The 22,493-nt window shown below is 67.7% G+C and carries 19 protein-coding genes; 14 read left to right on the plus strand and 5 right to left on the minus strand.

From position 1 onward, the window contains the following. Nucleotides 1-2 precede the first annotated feature (2 nt). Together DESTE_RS15715 and DESTE_RS15720 are read right to left on the minus strand one after the other, a co-directional pair. The gene (locus DESTE_RS15715) at nucleotides 3-1,289 is read right to left on the minus strand and encodes an efflux RND transporter periplasmic adaptor subunit (protein WP_035068687.1); all 1,287 of its coding nucleotides are present in this window, start codon (nucleotides 1,287-1,289) and stop codon (nucleotides 3-5) included. Between the two features lie 401 nt (nucleotides 1,290-1,690). Further along, nucleotides 1,691-2,701, minus strand: coding sequence for a hypothetical protein (locus tag DESTE_RS15720; protein ID WP_051384508.1), 1,011 nt, complete (start codon nucleotides 2,699-2,701; stop codon nucleotides 1,691-1,693). A 335-nt stretch (nucleotides 2,702-3,036) separates the two neighbouring features. Between DESTE_RS15720 and DESTE_RS15725 the strand changes: the two genes are divergently transcribed. Next, nucleotides 3,037-3,465, plus strand: a complete 429-nt coding sequence (locus tag DESTE_RS15725; protein WP_035068690.1) for an Hsp20/alpha crystallin family protein — start codon at nucleotides 3,037-3,039, stop codon at nucleotides 3,463-3,465. Next, nucleotides 3,462-3,914 carry an Hsp20/alpha crystallin family protein gene (locus DESTE_RS15730; RefSeq protein WP_156925395.1) on the plus strand — a complete coding sequence of 151 codons (453 nt, stop codon included), beginning with the start codon at nucleotides 3,462-3,464 and terminating at the stop codon, nucleotides 3,912-3,914. Before DESTE_RS15725 ends, DESTE_RS15730 begins: the two co-directional genes overlap by 4 nt. Before the next feature lie 112 nt (nucleotides 3,915-4,026). Here the strand turns inward: DESTE_RS15730 and DESTE_RS15735 are convergent, their stop codons facing one another. Then, a complete protein-coding gene (locus tag DESTE_RS15735) occupies nucleotides 4,027-5,379 on the minus strand; it encodes a magnesium transporter CorA family protein (protein ID WP_245590877.1) in 1,353 nt (450 codons plus the stop codon). A gap of 210 nt (nucleotides 5,380-5,589) precedes the next feature. On the opposite strand from DESTE_RS15735, the gene DESTE_RS15740 reads away from it, so the two are divergent. Continuing rightward, nucleotides 5,590-6,831 carry a response regulator gene (locus DESTE_RS15740; protein ID WP_035068692.1) on the plus strand — a complete coding sequence of 414 codons (1,242 nt, stop codon included), beginning with the start codon at nucleotides 5,590-5,592 and terminating at the stop codon, nucleotides 6,829-6,831. Between the two features lie 631 nt (nucleotides 6,832-7,462). Next, on the plus strand, nucleotides 7,463-7,978 hold the full coding sequence (locus tag DESTE_RS15745) for a hypothetical protein (protein WP_035068695.1): 516 nt from the start codon (nucleotides 7,463-7,465) through the stop codon (nucleotides 7,976-7,978). A gap of 100 nt (nucleotides 7,979-8,078) precedes the next feature. Here DESTE_RS15745 and surE read toward each other — a convergent pair whose 3' ends face one another. Both surE and DESTE_RS17335 read right to left on the minus strand, forming a co-directional pair. Then, complete coding sequence (gene surE, locus DESTE_RS15750) at nucleotides 8,079-8,882, minus strand: 5'/3'-nucleotidase SurE (RefSeq protein WP_035068698.1); 804 nt, start codon at nucleotides 8,880-8,882, stop codon at nucleotides 8,079-8,081. A gap of 36 nt (nucleotides 8,883-8,918) precedes the next feature. After that, nucleotides 8,919-12,482 carry an EAL domain-containing protein gene (locus DESTE_RS17335; protein ID WP_051384509.1) on the minus strand — a complete coding sequence of 1,188 codons (3,564 nt, stop codon included), beginning with the start codon at nucleotides 12,480-12,482 and terminating at the stop codon, nucleotides 8,919-8,921. 330 nt (nucleotides 12,483-12,812) lie between these two features. Here DESTE_RS17335 and DESTE_RS15760 point away from each other — a divergent pair, with 330 nt between their 5' ends. From DESTE_RS15760 to DESTE_RS15805, 10 genes are all read left to right on the plus strand, one after another. Beyond that, entirely contained in the window at nucleotides 12,813-13,079 is a 267-nt protein-coding gene (locus DESTE_RS15760) for an RNA recognition motif domain-containing protein (RefSeq protein WP_035068700.1), read from the plus strand. 271 nt (nucleotides 13,080-13,350) lie between these two features. After that, nucleotides 13,351-13,809 (plus strand): outer membrane lipoprotein, encoded by a 459-nt coding sequence (locus DESTE_RS15765; RefSeq protein ID WP_035068703.1) that lies wholly within the window; start codon nucleotides 13,351-13,353, stop codon nucleotides 13,807-13,809. 171 nt (nucleotides 13,810-13,980) lie between these two features. Further along, nucleotides 13,981-14,535, plus strand: coding sequence for a hypothetical protein (locus DESTE_RS15770; protein ID WP_035068707.1), 555 nt, complete (start codon nucleotides 13,981-13,983; stop codon nucleotides 14,533-14,535). A 144-nt stretch (nucleotides 14,536-14,679) separates the two neighbouring features. Beyond that, a complete protein-coding gene (rarD, locus tag DESTE_RS15775; protein ID WP_035068710.1) occupies nucleotides 14,680-15,594 on the plus strand; it encodes an EamA family transporter RarD in 915 nt (304 codons plus the stop codon). Between the two features lie 181 nt (nucleotides 15,595-15,775). Continuing rightward, nucleotides 15,776-16,846 (plus strand): extracellular solute-binding protein, encoded by a 1,071-nt coding sequence (locus DESTE_RS15780; protein ID WP_035068712.1) that lies wholly within the window; start codon nucleotides 15,776-15,778, stop codon nucleotides 16,844-16,846. A gap of 320 nt (nucleotides 16,847-17,166) precedes the next feature. After that, complete coding sequence (locus tag DESTE_RS15785; RefSeq protein ID WP_245590878.1) at nucleotides 17,167-18,402, plus strand: ABC transporter ATP-binding protein; 1,236 nt, start codon at nucleotides 17,167-17,169, stop codon at nucleotides 18,400-18,402. Continuing rightward, nucleotides 18,399-19,289 (plus strand): ABC transporter permease, encoded by an 891-nt coding sequence (locus tag DESTE_RS15790; RefSeq protein WP_051384510.1) that lies wholly within the window; start codon nucleotides 18,399-18,401, stop codon nucleotides 19,287-19,289. Before DESTE_RS15785 ends, DESTE_RS15790 begins: the two co-directional genes overlap by 4 nt. After that, entirely contained in the window at nucleotides 19,286-20,149 is an 864-nt protein-coding gene (locus tag DESTE_RS15795) for an ABC transporter permease (RefSeq protein WP_035068715.1), read from the plus strand. The genes DESTE_RS15790 and DESTE_RS15795 overlap by 4 nt, the downstream gene beginning before the upstream one ends. A 144-nt stretch (nucleotides 20,150-20,293) precedes the next feature. Next, entirely contained in the window at nucleotides 20,294-21,205 is a 912-nt protein-coding gene (locus DESTE_RS15800) for a glycerophosphodiester phosphodiesterase (RefSeq protein ID WP_084559503.1), read from the plus strand. Between the two features lie 270 nt (nucleotides 21,206-21,475). Further along, complete coding sequence (locus tag DESTE_RS15805; RefSeq protein WP_035068717.1) at nucleotides 21,476-22,465, plus strand: DMT family transporter; 990 nt, start codon at nucleotides 21,476-21,478, stop codon at nucleotides 22,463-22,465. The last annotated feature ends 28 nt before the right edge of the window (nucleotides 22,466-22,493 follow it).

The raw sequence follows: 22,493 nt of genomic DNA on the forward strand, positions 1-22,493 counted from the left end.
CGTTACCGGCCCGGCCGCCCGGAACCCGGACCGCCCCCACCCGGGCCGCCCGATGCCTGCTCGGTGCGCGCCCCCCCGCGCGAGGCGGGCAGCACCACCCTGGTGCCCACCACGTCGCCCTCGGCCAGCCCTTCCAGCACTTCGCTGGTCTCGGCACCGGCAAGGCCGATGCGTGGCCGCACCCGGCGGATGGCCCCGTCGCCCTGCACGAACACCACCTGCTCGCCGCCCACCCATTTCAGGGCCTCGTTGGGCACGGCCAGCACGTTGTCCTTCTGCTGCACCACGATGCGACACTGGGTGGTCATTTCGGGCCGCAGGTCGGTGGAGGTCTGCGAAGTAAGGCGCACCAGCGCCCGATAGTACACGATGTTGTCGCGGATTTCCGGCTGCGGATAGATCTGGTTCACCGTACCGCCAAAGGTGCGGCCCGGCAGCGAATCCACGCGAAACTCCACGGCCATGCCGGGGGCCACCTGGCCCACGTCGGTTTCATCCACGTAGATCCACATTTCCAGCCGGGTGGGGTCCAGCACGGTGATCAGGTTGGCCACCTGAAAGCCCGCCACCACGGTTTCGCCGCCCTGCGCCGTGACCTCGCTGACCACCCCGTCCAGCGGGGCGCGGATCACCGAATAGGACAGGCGCACGTTGGTGGCCTCCAGCGCGGACTGCGCCTCTTGCACGGCCTCGCGGGCGCTTTTGATGGCCAGGGTCGATTCGCGCTGCAAACGGTCCAGGGTGGCCTTGCGCGCGGCCAGGGTGTTGGCGGTGGTTTCCGCCTGCTGCGTGGCCTCGTCCAGGGTGTTGCGGGCGTCCAGATCCTGGTCCACCAGGGTGCGGCGGCGCTTCAGGTTCAGGGCGGCATAGTCATAGTCGGCCTGCGCTGCGGCCACCTGGGCCTCGGCCTCGCGGATTTGCAGGGGGTACGAGGCCTCGGTCTTGGCAAGGTCCGCCTTGGTCCTGCGCAGGGTGGCTTCCGCCTGATCCTGCTGGGCGCGCTGTTCCCGGTCGTCGATTTCGGCAATGATCTGCCCGGCCTTCACCTTGTCGCCCACCTTGACGTGCATGGTGCGGATGATGCCGGTGAACCGGGTGCCGGTCTTCACGATGGCGCCCACCTCGGGCTTGATGATGCCCGTGGCGTCCAGCACCTTGCGCACGGTGGCCCGGCTGACCGTGGCGGACTGGGTGATCTCGGTGCGGCCTTCGCGCCGCGACAGGAAGTAGGTGGCGATAAGGGCCACGGCGAGGGCGATGGCGATGCCGATGATGATCTTCTTGCGCATGGGGTTCCCGTGTTCGTGAAGTATTGGGAAGTATGGGAAAGTCTGGGCGGTATGGCAGTGGGAAAGGGTGGCCCCTTGGGGCGAACGTGACGCCGCTGACGGGTGGCGGCCGGCCCCGTATGCGGCGTGCCTGACGCACACGGGGCACGGGCACGGGGCACGGGGCGCCGGGCAATGCCGGGACTATAAGTATTCGCGCGGCGAAGGGGAAGGGCATGCGCGGGATGGAACGGCAAGGGGCGTGAGGTTGGCGCCGCGCGTGGGCGGCGCGGGCAGGGAAGGGGGTGTCGCCCGAACACTGCCCGCCGGTTGTTGTGCTGTCGTGCGGTGCGATCCTGCGCGGTTTTGTGGCGGGTGCCGCCGCCCGGCCTCTGCCGGTGTCCGCCGGGAAAACGGAGGGGCTAGTCGCCGGGCCGCAGCGCGGTCAACCTGCCCGATTCGCCCGATTCGCCCGATTCGCCCGATTCGCCCGATTCGCCTGATCCGCCGGGCCTGTCGGCCAGGCGCAGGCCGAATCCCGCCCACAGTTCCGCCAGCAGTTCCGTGCCGGGATCCATGTCGGGAGAACCGGCCACATGGCGATTGCGGAAGAAGGCGTGCAGTTCGCGCGCGGCGGCGGGCAGATCGGCCCGGTGCAGCAGTTCCGCGCCGGGGGCGGCCAGGTCCGGGAAGTGGTCCAGTGTGGCCCAGGCGTGGGACAGGGCCAGGGAAAGGCGCATCACCAGCGGGCGCACCGCGCGCAGGTAGGTGGCGGTGTCGCCGGTGCGGGCGTGGTCGTCGGCCAGCATGCGCAGCCAGGTGCGCACATCCGCCGAGGTGGCGTGGCCAAGGTCTGCCGCAAAGGCGTGCAGCAGGGCGGTGCGGGCGCGCTCGGAAAGTTCCTGCCGCAGCACCTTGCGCAGCAGCCCGTCGCGAAAATCCCAGGCCTTGCGGGCGGCGTCGTATTCGCCGAACAGGCGCGAAACGGCGGTCAGCAGCACGGCGTGCCGGTCCTGCCGGGGGGCGCCGTCGGCAGCGCGCAGGGGCACGGGCAGCCGCCCCTTGTTCACCAGGCGGGTCAGTTCGCGCCAGTACAGGGCGTAGCGCATGTGGGCATCGTGCTCCGGCCCGTAAATGCCGGGGTGGAAGACCAGCACCCAGCCCTGCGGGGCGGGGATGGCTGCCGTCATTGCGGCGGAGGGTGAGGCGGGCTTGCCGGATCGGCCGGCATGGCGGTGCGGGGCCAGTTCGGCCAGCGCCGTGTCGAAGTCCGCGGGCACAAGGATGCGCGCGATGCGCACCACGTCGGAAAGGCCGCGTGCCGCCCCGGCGATGACGCCCAGTTCCTCGCGCGCGGCCTGGGGGCCGGTGCCGCCTTCCGGGCCGCGCAGGGTGTCCGGCAGGTTCGCTTCCACATCCACCGTAATGCGCATGGGGGTGCTCCTTGCGTCGCCACGCCCCCACGGAATGCGGGGGCGCGCCCCACCATGTAGAGGAAGCACGAAGCCGGGTCAACCGTCCGGCGGACGTGGTTTTTCAAGGCCTGGCGCGGGCTGCCGCCATTGGGCGGACCTTGGGAGCGTTCCGCCCGCTGGCGGGGCGCCCCGGAAAGGAGCGTGCCGCGAAGCGTGCGCCGGGGTGTTGACACCGCCGCGAGCGGATTTAGCTAATTTCCGGAAAGGGTGCGGCGGACATCCTGCTCCATTCGCATGCCGCCGCACTGCGGCAATGGCAAATCATGAACGTGCCAGACCAAGGAGGTACCCTCATGGTGATTGACTTCAGCACACTGTACGACATGCCGAAAAGTTTCGAGAGGATGTTCGACGAGATGTCGCGTTTGCATTCGTTCAGTTCGCGGCGCACTGCATATCCGTTGCTGAACGTGCACGAGAACGATGACGGCTATACCGTGGACGTCAGCGTTCCCGGCGTGGCTCCCGGAGACGTGGAACTGACCCTTACCGACCGCAACCTGATCATCAAGGGCGAACGCAAGGCCACCGAGGGCAGGTATTTCCGGCAGGAACGCCTTTCCGGTTCGTTCCAGCGCATTCTGAGCCTGAACGTGCCAGTGGACCGCGACCGCGTTTCCGCCCGCAGCGAGAACGGCATCCTGCGGGTGACCCTGCCCAAGGCCGAAGCCGTGAAGCCGCGCAAGATCGCCGTCGAAGCGTCGGCAGGAGGTGTGCAATGATGCCCGACATGCCCAATACGGCAGACATCGCCGAACGCAACGCCAGTCCGGCCCGCAACGCGGAAACCGGAGGCTCCGAGCGCTCCGCCCCGGCGCGCGAAGGCAGCGCAACGCGCATCGAGCGGGTATCGCCCGCCACGGACATCATCGAGCAGGCCGACGGCTTCCATATCCTGATGGATCTGCCCGGCGTGCCGCCGGACGGACTGACCATCGATCTCGAAGAGAACGAGGTCACCGTTACCGGGCGCAGCAGCTATGCCCCGGCGGGCAACGACCGGCGCATGCACGCCGAGTTCGACGCCGTGGAGTTCGTGCGCACCTTCACCCTGTCGGACATGGTGGACAGGGAGCGCATCCGCGCCGTGCTCAAGGACGGGGTGCTGAACCTGTTCCTGCCCAAGGCGGAAGCGGCGAAGCCCAGGCGCATCGAAATCTCGCAGGGATAACGCATCCCCACCGTCGCAATGAAAAAGGCCCCCGGCAATGTCGGGGGCCTTTTCGCGATGTGTGAGTACGCTTCGTGCTCTTCGGGAGATGAATGGGCAGTCGAAACAGCCCCTACCGGAACCAGCCGCGCTTGTGGAAAAACCACATCATCCCCCCGGCCACCGCCAGCATGGCGCCCAGCGCCACGTAGTAGCCGTAGTCCCAGTTCAGTTCCGGCATGTGGCGGAAATTCATGCCGTAGATGCCCGCGATGACCGTAAGCGGCATGCACACCGCCGTGAGCACGGTGAGCACCCGGATGCGATGGTCGGTGTTGCGTTGCAGCAGCAGCAGGTAGAACTGGTACAGGTCGCGCAGGCGCATTTCCAGCCGGGCCTGGCTGCGGGCCAGGTGGTTCTGGTTGTCCATGATGTCGCGCAGTCCCTCGCGCTGGCTGGTCAGGGGCAGGGCGGTGGCCTGCAATGTCTGGAGCGTGGCCAGGCAGTAGAACTGGTCCTCGAACTGGATGGACAGCCGGGTGATGGCGCGCTTCAGCGGCAGGATGTCGTCGGGGCTGGCCGCGTCGGGGGTTTCGTCCAGCAGTTCGGCCAGTTGTTCCACGCGCGTGCGGGCTTCCATGTAGAAATGCACGTTGGCGTCGATGCAGGCATCCAGCAGAAAGATGAGCAGCGCCTGCACGCTGGCCTGCAGCGGCGCGTTGCCGGAGCGGATCATCTGCACCAGTTTGTCCAGCAGGGGGATGTCCTCGTCGTGCAGGGTGATCATGCGGCCCGGCAGGCAGAGCACCGTCAGGTAGCGGCTGTGCTGCGAGTCCCAGTCGTGGCGGGTGGGCAGGTGAACCATGATGCCTGAAGGGAACACGCTGACTTCGGGGTAGCGGCGCGGTGCAAGGCAGGCTTCGGTCACGTCGTCGGGCAGGTCGTAAGGGGCCAGGAAGCGGCCCAGGTCGCTGCGCGAGGGGGTGGTGATGTCATGCCATATGACGGCAGGCCTCGTGGACTCGGCACCGTCCGATGGGATGGCGGCAGGCCTCGTGGACTCGGCACCGTCCGATGGGATGGCGGCAGGCCTCGTGGACTCGGCACTGCCTGGCCATATTACGGCGGGCCTCGCGGATTCGGCACCGTCCGATGGGATGGCGGCGGGCCTCGCGGATTCGGCACCGTTGGCCTGCATGTCTGCGGGGCTCGCTGGCTCGGCGTCGTTTTCTGCCGTGGCGGTGGACCCTGCGGATTCGGCCGCGCCTTCGGGCATGCCGGGCGCTCTCGGGGCCTCGGCTTCCTGCGGCGGAACGGGGCCGGGCTCCCGCGGACAGGCGCCGCTTGGCGCCACGGGCGCTTCCGTGCCGGGCTGTACGGCGGCAATGGTGCAGTCCGGCGCCAGATGCAGGGTGCGTACGCGCAGGCTGCCCGTGGGGGCGGCATCCGGCAAGGTCGTGGAGAAGGTCTCAGGGGCGGTGGGCATGGCGGGGATGCTCCGAAAAATGTGCACCGCGCGGGTGCGTTGATGGGGGCGTGTGTAGCATCATTCGCGGCGTTGCGTAAGGGCGTGGCGCGGGCGCGGAGGCGGGCGTGCGGTTCGCGCGTATGCGTTGCCTGAACGGTGGACGGATGCTAGGCTTGATCGGGGCCAACCGCCTTGCGGACGCCGCGCCGGATCATCAGGGGGCTGTCGATGGAATGTACGCCGCAGGACTCGCAGGACAAGTTGCGGGTGCTTTTCGTGGACGACGAGCCCAACGTGCTGCACGGGCTGCGTCTGGCGCTGCGCCACATGCGCGATGCATGGCAGATGTCCTTTGCCGGCAGCGGGAGCGAGGCGCTGGACATTCTTGCGCGCGAGCCGCACGACGTGGTGGTTTCGGACATGCGCATGCCCGGCATGGACGGCGACAGGCTGCTGGCCGAAGTGCAGCGCCGCTTTCCCGACACCCTGCGCATCATCCTATCCGGCTATTCCGATTATGCCATGATCATGCGCACGGTAAAGCCCGCCCACCAGTTCCTCAGCAAGCCGTGCAGCCACGAGGACCTGGCCCGCACCGTCAACCGCGCCCTGCGCCTGCGCGAGGTGCTGTGCAATCCGCGCATCAAGGGGCTGCTGGGGGCCATCGGTTCGCTGCCGTCGCTGCCCGAGGTGTTCGCCGCCCTGCGCGAGGAGATGGACAAGCCGGAGCCTTCGCTGCAACGCATCGGCGACCTGGTTTCGCAGGACATGGGCATGACCGCGTCGGTGCTCAAGCTGGTCAATTCCTCGTTCTTCGGGTTGCGCCGCCACATCGGCACGCCGCGTCAGGCGGTGGTGCTGCTGGGGCTGGAAACCGTGCGCGGCCTGTTGCTGCTTTCCGAACTGTTCCGGCAGTTCACCCTGCCACCGGAACTGGGCTGCTCCACGGACCTTCTGTGGCGGCACTGCACCGGGGTGGGCCGGTTCAGTCGGGCCATCGCGGCGGTGGAGGGGCTTTCGGCGGCGGAGCAGGACGACTGCTTCATCGCCGGGCTGCTGCACGACGTGGGCAAACTGGTGCTGCTTGCCCACATGCCCGAGGAATACGGCGCGGCCCTTGCCCGGGTGCGCCAGGGGGACGCCACGGTGCATGACGCCGAGCGCGAGGTGTTCGGCGCTTCGCACGCCGAGATGGGGGCGTATCTGCTGGCCCTGTGGGGTCTGCCCGATACCGTGGTGGAGTCCGTGTTCCGCCACCACGCGCCCGCTTGCGGCAATGGGGAGGTTGCCTGCGTGGCCGCCGTGCATGCCGCCAATGCCCTGCACCATGAACTGGTGGTGCTGACGCCTGGCCGGGCGCCGCGACCGGCGGACACCGACTGGCTGGCGGCCTGCGGATTTGAGGGACGCATGGCTGCCTGGCGCGAGGCCTGCGCGGCCACCCTGGCCGCGCAGGAGCAGGAAGCCTAGCGGCACTGCGGTCGTCCCCCAGCCCGGACCGCCTCTGTCCTGTTCCGGCGCGTAGTGCGTCCGGTCAACGTCCGGTTGGCGTCCGGTGGGCATTCGGCCAGCGTCCGTTTTGCCGTCGCTGCGCGCCCTGTCCGAGCGGGGCAGATCCCCGGCGGCGGCCCGCCGGGTGCCTTTTGGACTTGCCTTCGCCGCCCTGCGGGGGTAATGAAGCCGTTCCGCAACACCCCGCCCGACCACAGGTGCCAGCCTGTGGTTTTTTTGCGGCGGTGGATGCTTTGCCACGGCCATGCCGCCGGTTTTCCATAATCCCCAACAGTTGCGTCCACGGGCCGATGCCCGCCGCACCCGGACCAGACGTCCGGGGGCAGTGCGTCGTCCGCCCGCAGATATTGCGGACGCGTCGCGGAATGCAGGCCGCGTCAGGGGGGAGTGACGGCGGCTGCACGCGGCGCATTGTTGCGGGGTACACGGATGCGGGCATGCACCCCGCCGGGTGCCGTTCCGTTCCCTTGCCGGGGGCGGACGGCCGATGGAGCGCGGGGGGGAATCATTCTTTTCCGGGATGGCACGGACCGTCAGGCGGCATGGCCGCCGGACGGCCTGCGCCGCCCGACAAGCGAAAGGTGTGTTGATGCGCAGTACAGGACTTGCCGCCGGGGCGATCATCGAGGCCAAGTGCACCCGATGCAACGACATTACCGGCCACGTCATCGTGGCCATGGTCGGCGGTGAAGTGGTGAAGGTCGAATGCCGGGCCTGCGGCTCGGTGCACAAATACCGTCCCCAGAAAAAGGACGCCCCGCGCAATGCCGCGCCCTCCGTGCGCAAGGTGCGCGCGGGCGCCACCCGCGCCGAGGCCGTGGACGTTTCTGCCTCGCGTTCCGAGGCCGCCCGCAAGGCCGCCGCAACCCGCGCCAATCAGCGGGCCGCGCGCGACGCCGAGGCCACCGAAGTGGCCTGGAAGGTCGCCATGACCCGCAACCCTGCGGAAGTAAACCGCAAGTACAGCATGAGCGAAGGCTACGAAGTGGGCGAGATCATCGATCATCCCGTGTTTGGCCCTGGCGAGGTGCGGGCCGTGGTGCGTCCCGACAAGGTGGAAATACTCTTTCAGGAAGGCCTGAAGGTATTGCGCTGCGTCTGCTAGCTGCTTTGTGGCGCCGTCTGCGCACCATCCTGCGGACAACGAAAAAACCCGGAGCTTGCTCCGGGTTTTTTCATGTGTCCTGATCTGGTGTTGCGCCAATTCAGCGCCCGCCGTCCAGCCATGCGCGGATGTCGCCGAAGGCGGTGCGCGCCGTGAAGTCGAGGGTCAGCGGGGTTACCGAAACCACCCGGTCCACGCTGAGGGCGTAGACGTCGGTTTCCGGCGATTCGCCAGGGGCTGCCCCCTTGGTCACGGTGGCGTCGCCCAGCCTGCTGCCCAGCGAAGGGGCGGTCAGGCGCGATTCGTAGTACATGTCCGGCGAAAGGCGGGTAAGCCGCCACGGCGTGTCCGGGGTGGCCCCGGCGGGCACGTCGATCTTCAGCACGTGCACGTCGCCGGGCAGGCCGCGTTCCAGCACCATGCCCGCGAACAGCGTCAGAAAGTGCATGGCCGCGCTCCAGTCCTGCTCGGTGTACGCGTGGTGCGACTCGATGCCTGTTTCCATGGATACGGCCAGCGCGGGAATGCCCCGGCAGGCCCCTTCCAGCGCGGCGCCCACCGTGCCGGAGCTGGTGATGCTGGCCCCCAGGTTTTCACCGTAGTTGATGCCGGACACCAGCAGCGCGGGGGCGTAACCGGGCATCACCTTCAGCCCGTGGCCCACCGTGGCGGCAGGGGATGCATCGCAGGCCCAGGCCCGCAGCGGAGCGCCCGCCACGGCAAGTTCCACCTGTTGCAGGATGGCGTTGCGGTTGCCGGTCTGGGCGCGACCCATGGCCGTCTGCTGGTGCAGGGGGGCGAACACGTCCACCCCGCCCAGGGGCTGTAGCGCCTCCGCCGCGGCCAGCAGGCCGGGCGAGCGCACGCCGTCGTCGTTGGTCAGCAGGATGCGTGGTGCGGTCATTGCGTGTCTCTCGTGTGGCTGGCGCGGCGATGGCGATCAGCCGAGGCTGTCTGTCTGCGGGACGGTGCTCCCGGGCATGCCCCCGGCGGCGATGAATGCCACGGCCCGGTCCTCGGCGACGGGACGGGAGAAATGGTACCCCTGCACCGAGTGGCAGCCCAGTTCCGCCACGATGGCGAGCTGCTCCGCCGTTTCCACCCCTTCGGCCACCACGTGCAGCCCAAGGCTGCGGCCCAGGGTGACCACGGTGCGCACGATCTCGCGGTTTTCCGCATCCCCGGCCACGGCGGACACGAACGAGCGGTCCACCTTCAGGGTGTCCACCGGAAAGCGTTGCAGATAGGCCAGTGACGAGTAGCCGGTGCCGAAATCGTCGATGCCGATGCCCACCCCCAGACGGCGCAGGGCTTCCAGCCGCTGCAATGCGCCGTCCGGATCCTTCATGATGGCGGTTTCGGTAATCTCCAGTTTCAGGGCATCGGGCGGCAGGCCGGTGTCGGTCAGGACGCGGGCCACGCGCCCGGTAAGGTTGGGCTGCGATGCCTGCCGGGCCGAAAGGTTCACCGACACGTACAATTCGTGCGCGCCGGGCAGGGTGGCCCGCCAGCGGGCCAGGGTGGCCGCCGCCTGTTCCAGCACCCACTGGCCGATGCGCAGGATCAGCCCCGTCTCTTCCGCGATGGGGATGAACCGGGCCGGGGGCACCGCGCCCTCGGTGGGGTGCCGCCAGCGCACCAGCGCCTCGAACCCCAGCAGCCGTGCGCCGTCCACGCCGAACACCGGCTGGTATTCCAGGTACAGTTGCTTGCGGCGCATGGCCATGGAAAGGTCGCCTTCCAGGGTCATCATTTCCAGGGTGTGGCGGTGCATGGACTGGTTGAACACCCGGAAACGTCCCTTGCCCTGGGCTTTCGCCTGGTACATGGCGATGTCCGCGTCGCGCAGCAGCGCGTCTGCCGTATCGTACCCCTGGGTGCGCAGCACCATGCCGATGCTGGCGGACGTGCGCACCACCTTGGCGCCCATGCGCACCGGGCGTTCCAGCGCGGCCAGCAGGCGGCGGGTGATCTGCACGATGCGCCGGGGCGAATCCACGTCTTCCAGCAACAGGGCGAATTCGTCGCCGCCAAGCCGGGCCACGGTGTCGCCCGCGCGCACCACCGGGCGCATGCGCCGGGCCACCTCCACCAGCAGGTTGTCGCCCGTGGTGTGGCCGTGGCTGTCGTTGATGAACTTGAAGCGGTCCAGGTCCAGCATCAGCACGACAAAGCGATAGCTGTCGTTGCGGCGGCGCCGCTGGATGGCCCGGTCTATGCGGTCCAGCAGCAGGGCGCGGTTGGGCAGGCCGGTAAGCGGGTCGTGCAGGGCGAGATGGGTCAGCATTTCCTCGCCCTGCTTGCGTTCTATGGCCACGGCCACCTGTTCGGCCACCGGCACCATCAGTTCCGCGTCGCGGGCCGAGAAGAATTCCGAATCCTCGTAGTGCTGCACCACCATGGCCCCGATGACCTTGCCGCGCGAGCGCAGCGGGGTGCCCAGCCAGGCCGCCGGGCGCGCACCGAACACCGGGCGCGCCGCGATGTCGTTGCTGTGCAGGTGCACCTGCCTGCCGGTGCGGATGACCTCGAGCGTGGGGCTTTGCACGCCGGGGTCGGAAATGTGCTCCACGGGGTTGTAGCGGGCGTCGCGCTCGTCGGCGAAGTAGGCGAAGTCCAGCCGGTCTTCCGGTTCGTTGACCAGGGCGATGAAGAAGTTGGGGGCCTGCACGTGACGGCGCAGGGCCGTATGGATGGACAGGAACAGTTCGTCCAGGTCGCGCGTTTCGTTGATGGCGTTGGCGATGTGGAACAGGATGCCCGCGATGGCGTCGCCCTGCTTGTGGTCGGTGATGTCGGCCAGTGCCCCGGCCACGCGATTCAGGCGTCCGCCGGGGCCGCGCCGGGCCGCGCCGCGCGCCAGCACCCAGCGCCACGTGCCGTCGGTGTGGCGGATGCGGAATTCATGCTCGAAGCGCTCCGCGTCCTCTCCGGTGATGCGGCGCACCTCGGACAGCACGCGCAGCCTGTCCTCCGGGTGCAGGATGGCCGCGATGTCCATGGGCGACATCCGTTCATCGGGGGCTCGCCCCATGATCTCGAGGCAGCGCGGCGAATGGTACAGGGTGTTGGTGGCCAGTTCCCATTCCCAGATGCCGTCGTTGGTGGCGGAAATGGCCATGTCGTAGCGCTGGCGGCTTTTTTCCAGTTCCAGCACCTGGTTGCGCCGTTCCGTTATGTCGCGGATGGTCTGGATGACCCCGGCGAGCCGCCCTTCACCGTCGCGCAGGGCGGATGCCACGGTCCACACGTGGGCGCCCCGGCCGCCGAACAACGTGGGCACGTAGGCCTCCGCCGTCAGCTTGTCGCCCTGTGCGCCGAACATGGTGTAGTGGCTGGGCAGGGGCATGTCCGGGCTGAAGAACCGGTCGCCCAGCAGGGGGATGCGCTCGCCGTAGAAGGGCAGGGCGTATTCGAAGTTGCCGCGCCCCAGCATCTCGCCCGCGGAATGGCCGGTCATTTCCTCCATGGCGCGGTTCCAGGCGGTGACCCGGCGGCTTGCGTCCAGCACCAGGGCCGCGTCGGGCAGAAAGTCGATGATGTCGCGCAGCCTGCGCCACGCCTCGGAAAGCTGGTCCTGCATCACCTTCTGCTCGGTGATGTCCAGTACGAAGCCGTCGATGTAGTCCACTTCCGCCGGGGTGTTCTCTGCTCTTCCGCTGGCACGGCCCGTACTGTCCGAAGCGCCAGCCTGGCCCGTGAGGGCCGTCTGGGCCGAAGCCGGGCCGCGCACCAGCCGCGCGCTGACCAGCCCCCAGAACAGGCTGCCGTCGCGGCGCTTCAGGCGCAGTTCCATGCGGTCCACGCGGCCCGTGGCCTGCAACGCGCCCACGAAGCGCTGGCGATCCGCAGGGTTGGCGTACATCTGCCGGGGAATGTCCGAGACGCATTCCAGCATTTCTTCCGTGGTGGGGCAGCCCCAGATGCGCGCGTATTCCGGGTTGACGTTCTCGTAGCGGCCTTCCGGCGTCACCCGAAAGATGCCCACCGGCGCGCTGTTGAAGATGGCGTGGTACTGCTCGCGGGCCCGGTCCAGATCGTCCGCCTGGTTTGAAGCGTCTGCCTGATTCGAACTATCCGTGTGCCCCGAAGCGGTGTCCTGCTCCGCGCCGGTGGTCTTGCCGCGCCACAACAGCATCCCTGCCAGCAGGCCCAGCGCCAGCCCGGCGGCAAGGCCGGCCAGCGGCACGGGGGACGTCCATGGCACGGCGCCTTCGGCGGCGGCCAGAGCCGGGCTGGCGGTGGCTATGCTGATGATGGCGCTGGTGGTCGGCAGCAGGGGCGAAAGCGGACGTGCCGCGGACGCAAGAACCGGCAGGCGAAACGCGTGGAGCAAAGGACGCGGGCGGTGGGTGCGGCGGGGAGTGTCTGCGACGTGATGGCGCACGGCGGGCACGAGGTCCGGCGGCAGCATGGGGGAGCGGCGCGGGCAGTCGGCGGGCACGCGCAAGGGCGCATGCCACGGTGCCTCCTGCGGCCAGGGCGCCTTGCGGCGGGTGGTCATCTGAGGCCCTTCGGGAAACGGCGTTGGGTAAGGAAAGAATAGAGGATTCCGTTTCGTTTGAAAAGCGGCCCAAATGTCATCTACCTGATGTCATGGGATATTGATTCCGCGCAGTGACCGCGCGCGGGCGTGCTTTGCCCGGCGGGGCTGGGCGGCGGCCAGGGGGCGGGTGTGGCGCGCGCGCGCAGGGGGGCACCACCCTTGATCTTTCCTGTTGACGGATGGCCCCGCATGGGGCAAGGGCAGAAACTGGGGCCGCGCAGCAGGACATCGGTCCTGTCCCGATGAAACGGCGCGGGCGTGTTCCATTTTTAGTGAGAGGTTTTTCGCATGGCCAAGTCTATCTACGTCGGCAATCTGCCTTGGGCCGCCACCGAGGACGAAGTGCGCAGCCTGTTCAGCACCTACGGCACGGTGCTTTCCGTCAAGCTGGTCACCGACCGTGAAACCGGGCGCGCCCGCGGCTTCGGCTTTGTCGAGATGGATGACGCCGCTGCTGCGGCGGCCATCGAAGCCCTGGACAACACCCCGTTCGGCGGTCGCAACCTGCGCGTCAACGAGGCGCAGCCCAAGGCGCCCCGCCCGCCCCGCTACTAGACCCGAACCGCACACGGCACGTCGCGCCGCTCCGGGACAACAGGTTCCGGGGCGGCGTTCTGCATGGCCCCCGGCGTCCAGACAGGTGCCCAGGCCCAGGTGACCGGACCGGAGCCCATGCCGGAGCCCATACCGCACCGGGAGCTTGTCGGACATGTGCTGCGGGGGCGTGTTGCATCCCCCGTCCGCAGGCTGTATATTCAGATAGGAAATCGCGCCGTCATTCCCGACGACGCGGCAAACGATTTGGTCTCAAGACAAGGAGAACGAGATGCGTCAACTCAAGGCCCTCGTGACGCTGCTTATCCTCGGGCTTGCCATTTCCGGCTGCGCCCAGACCTACGGCGGCGGCACCTACAAGGGCGGGCAGACCCGCATGTCGCACACCGTGCAGTACGGCACCGTGGAACAGATCAGCGATTCCGTGATCGAGGACAGCCCCAGCGGTCTCGGCGCACTTGGCGGCGCCGTGGTGGGCGGTGTGCTTGGCAACATGATCGGCGGCGGCAAGGGCCGGGTGCTGACCACGCTGGGTGGCGCCGTGGCCGGTGGCGCCGCGGGCTATGCCGGCGAACAGGCCATGAAGACCAAGAAGGCCATCGAAATCACCGTCAGGCTGGAGAACGGGCAGGTGATGTCCGTGGTGCAGGAACCGGACGAAACCTTCGTGGTGGGCGACCGGGTGCGCATCCTGACGGGGAATGACGGTTCGGCCCGCGTGCGTCACTAGTCCGCTGTACACCGCAAGACAAATGCGTATACTGGACCCGTCCCGGCCTTTCGGGGCGGGTCTTCCCTTTTCATGACGTGTCGTCGGGTGGTGCCCGCCGCGCACGTCGCACGACGCCACCACATCGCGCCGGCGGCGGGCCGGCCTTCACGAACGCGACGGAGGATACCGATGCTTGATCCCAGGGAATGCATCCTGTACAGCGGCGGCGCCACGGGGACCGAGGCCTGCTTCGGCGCCACGGCAGAGGCGTATGGCCTGCAAGAGGTCAACTACAGCTTCGAGGGCCATCAGGTGGAACGCATGCGCGGCGTGCGCGTGCTGACCAGCGAGGAACTGGCCCTGAAGGACGTGAGCCTGACCTACGTCTCGCGCCTGATGAACCGCCAGTACACCCGCGCCCCCCTGTTCCGTAAGGTGTTGCAGTCCATCTGCTGGCAGGTCAGCAGCGGGCACGAAGTGTTCGTGGTGGGCGAGGTGATGGAGGACGGCACCGTCAAGGGCGGCACCGGCTGGGGCGCCGAATTCGCCAAGATCTGCAACAAGCCCCTGTTCGTGTTCGACCAGGTGAAGAACGGCTGGTTCCGCTGGGAACAGGACGCCTGGCTGCCCGAGGCCGCCCCGCGCATTACCCACCGCCACTTCACCGCCACCGGTACCCGATTCATCGAGGACTCCGGCAAGGCCGCCATCGAGGCCCTGTTCGCCAGATCCTTCAGCCGGTAGACAACGACCCAGCGCATTTCCGGGGGCCGTCGGCGACGGCCCCCTTCTTTTTGGGCCAGCCGCGACCTTTCGTGTGTACCCGGGCCATTCTTTCGCCACCTTTGGGCGCGGGGCTCGCACCCCTGTCGCCACCACGGAGAAGCCATGCCGCCGCAACCGGAGCAACGCACCACGCGCGCGGGCCTTTGGGGGGCCCTTGGCGCGTTCGGCCTGTGGGGCCTGCTGCCCCTGTACTGGAAGCTTGTCCAGCAGGTGCCCTCGTTCGAAATCCTGTGCCACCGCATTGCCTGGTCGGTGGTGTTCCTGCTGCCCCTGGTGCTGCTGGGGGGGCGCCTGGCAGAGGTGCGCGCCGCCCTGGCCTCGCGCCGCAACCTGACCACCATCGCGGGCAGCAGCCTGCTTATCGGCGGCAACTGGTTCCTGTACATCTGGGCCGTGAATTCGGACATGGTGCTGGAAACCAGCCTGGGCTACTACATGACCCCGCTGGTCAACGCCCTGCTGGGCGCGCTGGTGCTGGGCGAAAGGCCAAGCCGCGTGCAGCTTGCGGCCATCGCCATCGCCGCCGCCGGGGTACTGTCCATGCTGGTCTCCTACGGCAGGCTGCCGTGGGTGGCGCTGGTGCTGGCGGTGTCGTTCTCGTTCTACGGCCTGTTGCGCAAGCTGGTGAAGGTGGAGTCCATCCCCGGCCTGTTCATCGAGACCATGCTGCTTGCGCCCGTGGCCATCGGCTACCTGGGGTGGCTGGCGTGGCAGGGGGGCGGCGCGCTGGGTCACCAGGGTGCCGCCACCAGCCTGTTGCTGGTGGGCGCGGGCATCGCCACATCCACGCCGCTGCTGTGCTTTGCCTTCGCGGCGCGTCGGCTGCGCCTGATGACGCTGGGGATCATGCAGTACATCGCGCCGAGCATCGCCTTTCTGCTGGGGGCCTTCGTGTTCCGCGAGCCGGTGACCTCGGCCCACCTGCTGACCTTCGGCTGCATCTGGGCGGCCCTGGCCCTGTACACGGCGGAAGGCCTGCGCGCCGCAAGGAGCGGATACCGCCACGCGGTTCGGTGACAGCGGCAGGGTTTTGGAGTAGCCTTGCAAGCGTGGTCGTGCGGCCGTGACCCGTGTGTGGCGTGCGCGCAATCTTCGCGTAACCAGTGGGCGTCATTATGGGCGCTCCCGTTGCGGGATTGCGCCGTGCACGGGATGCGGCGCGCGCGGGCGGGAAACCCATCATACCCGGAGACTGCACATGACGAAGAAGATGTTGTTGCTGCTGTCGATGCTCACGGTGCTGCTGCTGCCCTGCCTGGGCCATGCCGCGCCCAAGGAATTCCGCCTGCTGACCTGGAAGGGCTACGCACCGGCGGAACTGGTGGAAAAGTTCGAGAAGGAAACCGGCTACAAGGTGCAGGTGACCTATTCGAACAACGAGGAAATGATCGCCAAGTTGCGCGCCACGCGCGGCGGCGGGTTCGACCTTGCCCAGCCCAGCCAGGACCGCATTTCTTCCGTGCAGGCAAGCTTTGGCCTGTACCAGCCCATCGACTTCGGCCGCATCGAGGCAGCCCGGTTCATTCCTTCCATGCTCGACGCGGTGAAGAAGAACACCCTGGTCAAGGGCAAGTCGTATGCCGTGCCGTTCTGCTGGGGCACCGACGGGCTGATCGTGAACCGCAAGTTCGCGCCCGAGGCCAAGAGCTTTGCCGATCTGCTGGACGCCAGGTACGCGGGCCGCGCCAGCTATCGCCTGAAGCGCCCCACCCTCATCGCGCAGGCCTTCGGCATGGGTATCGACCCCTTTGCCCTGTACGCCGATGAGGCCGCCTACCAGAAGATGCTGGACCAGGTGGAAGGCAAGCTCATCGCCGCCAAGGGCGTGGTGAAGAACTACTGGACCAACGGCGACGCGCTGCTGGAATCCATGCGTTCGGGTGAAGTGCACATTGCCCAGGCCTGGGACAACGGCGGCTTCAAGCTGCATGCCGAAAATCCCGACATCGACTTCGTGGCGCCCACCACCGGCGCGCTGGGCTGGATCGACACCTTCGCCATCCCCGCCAAGGCCGACAACGCCGACGCCGCGTACAAGTGGATCAACTTCATGATGCGGCCCGAAAACGCGGCCGTGTTCACCAACGCCGAAGACACCCCCACCGCCGCCGTGGGTGTGGGCGAACGCCTGAAGCCCACCTTCCGCGCCGACTTCGAACGCTGCTACCCGCAGCAGGTCATCGACAACATCAAGTGGTACCCGCCCGTGCCCGCCAAGCTCGAAGCCATGGAAGGCAAGGCGCTGGACCGGGTGAAGGCCGCCCAGTAGCATGACGCCGGGGCGCCGTGCCTGCCCGTGAGGGGGGTGCGGCGCCCCGTTTCGTTGCATCCGGAACAGGACGCGCCGGGCGTGCAGGGCCCGGCGGTTTCGCCCCCGTTCATCGGCGTGGGGCGTAACCGCGATGGATACCGGATGGCCCGGCAGCGGGTGGCCATCCAGATGCGCCGCGCATGGCGGCCCAAGCCCTTTTGCGAATCCGCGAGCCCCACGCGGACCCGATGCGGCCCGGCAACGGTGCCGACACGGGACCGGACGGGGATACGCGGCGAAAGGGCGGGCAGGCCAGCGCGGCGGGAGTGCATGACCCTATGCCCACGGATATTTCGCCAGTTGCTTCTTCTGCCGCTTCCCCAGGCGCTTCCCCAAGTATATCTGCGGACCTTTCCGTCACCCGCCTCGTCAAACGCTTTGAAAAATTCACGGCGGTCAACGACGTGTCGTTCGAGGTGGAGCAGGGCAAGTTCTTTTCCATCCTCGGGCCTTCGGGCTGCGGCAAGACCACCCTGCTGCGCATGATCGCGGGGTTCGAGTCGCCCGATTCCGGCGTCATCGCCATTCGCGGGCGCGACATGGCGGGCATTGCCCCCAACCGCCGCCCGGTGAACCTGATTTTCCAGCATCTTGCGTTGTTTCCCATGATGTCCGTGGCCGACAACGTGGCCTTTGGCCTGAAACGCCGGGGCATGGCCGGGGGCGAGATAACCCGCCGGGTGCAGGACGTGCTGGAACGCGTGGGCCTGCCCGGTTACGGGGCCAAGATGCCCGCCCAGCTTTCCGGCGGGCAGAAGCAGCGCGTGGCCATTGCCCGTTGCCTGGTGCTGGAACCCGCCGTGCTGCTGCTGGACGAGCCTCTGGGCGCGCTGGACCTGAAGCTGCGCGAGCAGATGAAGGTGGAACTGAAAACGTTGCAGGCCGAGGTGGGCACCACCTTCGTGTACATCACCCACGACCAGTCCGAGGCCCTGGTCATGTCCGACCACGTGGCGGTCATGAACGCCGGGCGCTTCGAGCAGGTGGACACCCCGCGCAACCTGTACCGCCGCCCGGCTTCGGCCTTCGTGGCCGGTTTCGTGGGCGAGACCAATGTGTGGTCGGGCACGCTGGAAGAAGCCAGCGGCGATGCGGGGCTGGTGCGCACCGACGAGGGCGCGGTGTTCCGCGCCCGCGTGGCCGCCGGGCTTGCCAGGGGTGCGCGGGTGGACATGTTCATCCGGCCAGAGGCAGTGCTGATCGACCCCGATGAGGTGTCGTGTGCGACCGGTGACGCGACAGGCGGCGCGACCAGTGACGTGGCTGGTGACGGCGGCGATGCGCCCCTGCCGGTGCGCGGGGCCTGCGCCAATCGCGTGCAGGTGCAGGTGCAGGCCATCCTGTTCGACGGCGCGGCCAGCCGCCTGCTGACCCATCCGGAAGGTTCGCGCCGCGAGGTCATGGTGGCCCTGCCCCAGAACCGCCTGTACGACCACATCAAGCCCGGCGACCGCATCACCGTGGGCTGGGACGACCGCGCGGGCATCTGCTTCGCGGCGGGGAGCGGGAAATGAGCGCCGCCGTGCATGCAGCGCCCGTGAAATCCCGACCGGGACTGCGCCTGACCCTGGCGTTGTTCCTGACCCCGGTGGTGCTGTGGCTGGGGCTGCTCATCGTGTTGCCGCACATCGACCTGCTGATCATGTCCTTTCGCATGGACCCGGCCTTCGGCGACGAAGGCTGGAGCCTGGAAAACTACCACCAGTTCTTCTCGGAACCCATCTACTGGCTGACCTTCGTGCGCACAGCCGGGTATTCGGTGCTGGTCACCGTGCTGACCTTCCTGGTTTCCCTGCCCGTGGCCTTCTACGTGACCAAGGTGGTGGCGCGGAACACCTCGCGCTTTCTGCTGACCATGCTGCTGCTGCCGTTCTGGGTCAGCGAACTGGTGCGGGTGTACGGCTGGATGATCCTGCTGCGCGAAAGCGGCGTGCTGAATCACTGGCTGACGGCGCTGGGCATTACCGCCAGGCCCGTGGAGATGCTGTACAACGACGCCACCATGATCATGGGGCTGGTGTACACCTCCATGCTGTTCATGGTGGTGCCGCTGGTGTCCGTGCTGGAAAGCCTGGATGACAGCCTCATCGAGGCCGCCTGCGACCTTGGCGCGGGCCCGTGGACCATCATGCGCACCATCGTGGTGCCGCACTGCATGCCGGGCATCATGTCCGGGGGCATAGTGGTGTTCATGCTCACCCTTGGCAACTACCTGACGCCCAACCTGATGGGCGGCAAGAATTCGCTGTGGTTCACCGAGCAGATCTACAACCAGTTCATCGCCAGCTTCAACTGGAACCAGGGCGCGGCCTTCGGCTTTCTGCTGCTGGCGCTGTCGTCGTGCATCATCTGGCTGGGGCTGCGGCTGACCGGCCAGAAACTGAGCAGGGTAGTGCAATGATCCGTTCGCTGCCGCGCTCGCGCGGCTACACCATGGGCTACGGCCTGTATATCACGCTGTACTTCGTCTTTCTGTTCGCACCCCTGGCGGTCACCTGCGTGCTGGCCTTCAACGATTCGCAATTCCCCTCGCTGCCGTGGAAGGGCTTCACGCTGGACTGGTTCCTGGCCGACCTGCCCGCGCGCACCGGCATCTTCCACGACCGGGGCAACCTGTCGTCCATCCTCACCAGCGCCCAGACCGCCATCCTGGTGTCCGCGCTGGCCACGCTGGTGGGCACCTGCGCCGCCTTCCTGTTCGAGCAGGAGGAGTTTCCGCTGAAGGGGCCGTTGTACTTCCTGATGCTGGCCCCGCTGGTGGTGCCCGGCGTCATCCTGGGCATTTCCATCCTGATTGCCGCCACCACGGCGGGCACCTTCATGGAAGACGTGCTGGGCATCGACGTGGGCATCCTGCGGCCCGGCTTCTGGCTGGTGGTGCTGGGGCAGTTCTCGTTCATCACCACCTTTGTCACCCTGGTTGTTTCCGCCCGGCTGAAAAAGTTCGACCGCACGCTGGAAGAAGCCGCGCTGAATCTGGGGGCGACGAGGCTGGAGGTGATCCGCTACATCACCCTGCCGTTCCTGCGCACGGCCATCATCGGCGCGGGCGCAGTGGCCTTCCTGATGTCGTTCGAGAACTTCAACACCACGCTGTTTCTCGTGGGCTCGGAACCCACCCTGCCCATCAACCTGTATCTGCAGGTGCGCGACGGCTCCACCCCGGTCATCAACGCCATCTCGTTCCTGCTCATCGTGGGCACCTCGCTGGTGGCGTGCGTGAATTTGTATGCGGGGCGGAGGACCGAAGCCGGTAGTTAGAGAGTGTTGGAAATGAACCGGGGGGAAGGAACCTTTTGGAAAAGGTTCCTTCCCCCCGGACCCCCCAACCTCCCAAACTTTTTATTTGGGGTACGTATTCCAGGCATGGAGTCGTGCCTTTGCTCGAATTTTCAGGAGGTCAGCATGTCCGGTGCAACCATGCCCCGTGAAGGATACTACGCCCTGCGCGAGGGGCGGGTGCTGTGCATCGCCCATCGCGGCGCGCGCTCCGTGGCGCCCGAAAACACCATCCTTGCCGCCCAGCGCGGGCTGGAAGAGGGCGCGGACCTGTGGGAACTGGACGTGCAGCTTACCGCTGACGGTCATCTGGTGGTGGTGCACGACGACACCCTGGACCGCACCACCGACGTGGCCACCCGCCCGGAATACGCAGGCCGAGCCCCGTGGCGGGTCTGCGACTTCACCCTGGACGAGGTGCGCGGACTGGACACGGGCGGCTGGTATCAGGCTGCGGACCCGCACGGCCAGATTGCCTCGGGTGGAGTGACCGCCGACGACCTTGCCCTGTTCCCCGGCCTGCGCATCCCCACGCTGGACGAGGCCCTGGCCTTCACGGCGGACCACGCCTGGCGCGTCAACGTGGAAATCAAGGACATGACCGTCAACGCGGACGGCAGCCCTGGCAGCCCGAATTATCCGGGCGACGAGGCGGTGGTCCGCGCCGTGCTGGAATGCATCCGCGCGCATGGCCTGATGGAGCGGACGCTGCTGTCCTCCTTCCGGCACGACTGCCTGCGCCACGCGGCCCGCATGGAACCCGCGCTGGCCCTTGCCGCGCTGGTGGAGGACGTGCGCCCGGACGACCCGGTGGCCCTGTGCAGCGAACTTGGCGTGGTGGCCTACCACCCCGGCGACGACATCGTCACCGAAGCGGACGTGGCCGGGCTGCGGGCAATCGGCGTTGCCGTCAACGTCTGGACCGTGAACGAAGAGGCGGACATGCGCCGGTTCATGGACTGGGGCGTGGCCGGGCTGATCACCGATGTTCCGCTGCTGTGCTGGGGTGTACTGCGCGAGAGGGGTTTGAGCGCGTAAGGGGTGTTTGGGCGTTGCCTTGTCCGCCCCCTCCGTTTGAGAGGGCAGGGTAAGGGGGCTACGGACCGCGCCCCCCGTGCATTCCCGCTCGCGGAACAGCCTGCATATCCGGATGGTTGACCCGGCGCGCCACAAGGCGTAGGCCGTGCGCTCGGGCATCCGCGCCTGCCGTGGTGGCGGTGCGTGGTTCCCACCGCGACTTCCACGCAATCGTCAGGCAACCCGTGCGCCGGTCCCGTCCGGCCAGCTTCCGCCCTGCGGAGGAACCCCATGCCCGCCCTCGGGACCGGCGAACTCGCCGCCCTGTCCACCGCCGCCCTCTGGGCGGTTTCGTGCCAGATCCACGCCATCCTTTCCCGGCGCCTTGGCGCCCACACCCTGATCCTGCTGCGTCTGCCCATCTGCATCGTGATGTTCGGCGCATGGTGGGGCGCATCCGTGCTCTTTTTCGGCGGCGGGGTGATGGTGCCCGGCGCGGGCAACTCGCCTGGCCTGACTGGCCTGACTGGCGCGGGCGGCCCCAGCACAGTGGCCTTGATATCGCTGGCCCTGTCCGGAGTGTTCGGCGTGGCCCTGTGCGACCTGCTGTTCTATTCCGGCGTGGTGCTGGTGGGCGCGCGGGTGGCCTTGCTGGTGCAGTCGTTGTCCACGGTGATCACCGCCGTGCTCGGCTACCTGTTTCTGGGCGAGGCCATCGGCCCCATGGGCATCGCGGGCATTCTCATCGCCACGGTCGGGGTGGCCTGGGTGGTGGGCGACGGCGGCACGGTGCCCGAGGGGGCGGTGCCCCTGTCCCGCGCCGTGCGTTTGCGCGGGGTGGGTCTGGCCTTTGCCTCGGCACTGGCGCTTTCCGGTGGCATGGTGCTGTCCAAGCAGGGGTTGAGCGAAGGGGTGGACCCGCTGTTCGCCGCACTGCTGCGCATGGTGGTGGCCATGGGTGTGTTCTGGCCCACGGCCATGCTGACCGGCAGGCTGCGCCCGGCGCTGGGCGTGGTGCGCGGAAGCAGTCAGGACCGCCGCAATTTCCGTCTGCTGCTGGTGGCCTCGCTTATCGGGCCGGTGGTGGGGGTGTGGCTGTCGCTGGTGGCCATTGGTGCCACCAAGACTGGCATTGCCGCCACGCTCATAGGGCTGGAGCCCATTTTCATCATTCCCGTGGCCGCACTGGTGGAGCGGCGCTGGCCCACGCCCCGCGCCATTGCCGGGGCGGGCATCGCCTTCGTGGGCACGGCGTTGCTGTGCCTGCGGAATGTATTGTAGGCACGGTTTGATCCCAAAAATAAAAAGC

Origin of the sequence: Nitratidesulfovibrio termitidis HI1, from assembly GCF_000504305.1 — a bacterium.
GTDB lineage: Bacteria > Desulfobacterota > Desulfovibrionia > Desulfovibrionales > Desulfovibrionaceae > Cupidesulfovibrio > Cupidesulfovibrio termitidis.

Coding starts and splice junctions, on each gene's coding strand:
- DESTE_RS15720 (WP_051384508.1), bottom strand. CDS start 2,701: ATGCGCATTACGGTGGATGTGGAAGCGAACCTGCCGGACACCCTGCGC.
- rarD (WP_035068710.1), top strand. CDS start 14,680: ATGCCGCCGCAACCGGAGCAACGCACCACGCGCGCGGGCCTTTGGGGG.
- DESTE_RS15760 (WP_035068700.1), top strand. CDS start 12,813: ATGGCCAAGTCTATCTACGTCGGCAATCTGCCTTGGGCCGCCACCGAG.
- DESTE_RS15745 (WP_035068695.1), top strand. CDS start 7,463: ATGCGCAGTACAGGACTTGCCGCCGGGGCGATCATCGAGGCCAAGTGC.
- DESTE_RS15725 (WP_035068690.1), top strand. CDS start 3,037: ATGGTGATTGACTTCAGCACACTGTACGACATGCCGAAAAGTTTCGAG.
- DESTE_RS15790 (WP_051384510.1), top strand. CDS start 18,399: ATGAGCGCCGCCGTGCATGCAGCGCCCGTGAAATCCCGACCGGGACTG.
- DESTE_RS15780 (WP_035068712.1), top strand. CDS start 15,776: ATGACGAAGAAGATGTTGTTGCTGCTGTCGATGCTCACGGTGCTGCTG.
- DESTE_RS15735 (WP_245590877.1), bottom strand. CDS start 5,379: ATGCCCACCGCCCCTGAGACCTTCTCCACGACCTTGCCGGATGCCGCC.
- surE (WP_035068698.1), bottom strand. CDS start 8,882: ATGACCGCACCACGCATCCTGCTGACCAACGACGACGGCGTGCGCTCG.
- DESTE_RS15765 (WP_035068703.1), top strand. CDS start 13,351: ATGCGTCAACTCAAGGCCCTCGTGACGCTGCTTATCCTCGGGCTTGCC.
- DESTE_RS15770 (WP_035068707.1), top strand. CDS start 13,981: ATGCTTGATCCCAGGGAATGCATCCTGTACAGCGGCGGCGCCACGGGG.
- DESTE_RS15730 (WP_156925395.1), top strand. CDS start 3,462: ATGATGCCCGACATGCCCAATACGGCAGACATCGCCGAACGCAACGCC.
- DESTE_RS15805 (WP_035068717.1), top strand. CDS start 21,476: ATGCCCGCCCTCGGGACCGGCGAACTCGCCGCCCTGTCCACCGCCGCC.
- DESTE_RS15715 (WP_035068687.1), bottom strand. CDS start 1,289: ATGCGCAAGAAGATCATCATCGGCATCGCCATCGCCCTCGCCGTGGCC.
- DESTE_RS15740 (WP_035068692.1), top strand. CDS start 5,590: ATGGAATGTACGCCGCAGGACTCGCAGGACAAGTTGCGGGTGCTTTTC.
- DESTE_RS15795 (WP_035068715.1), top strand. CDS start 19,286: ATGATCCGTTCGCTGCCGCGCTCGCGCGGCTACACCATGGGCTACGGC.
- DESTE_RS17335 (WP_051384509.1), bottom strand. CDS start 12,482: ATGACCACCCGCCGCAAGGCGCCCTGGCCGCAGGAGGCACCGTGGCAT.
- DESTE_RS15785 (WP_245590878.1), top strand. CDS start 17,167: ATGCCCACGGATATTTCGCCAGTTGCTTCTTCTGCCGCTTCCCCAGGC.
- DESTE_RS15800 (WP_084559503.1), top strand. CDS start 20,294: ATGTCCGGTGCAACCATGCCCCGTGAAGGATACTACGCCCTGCGCGAG.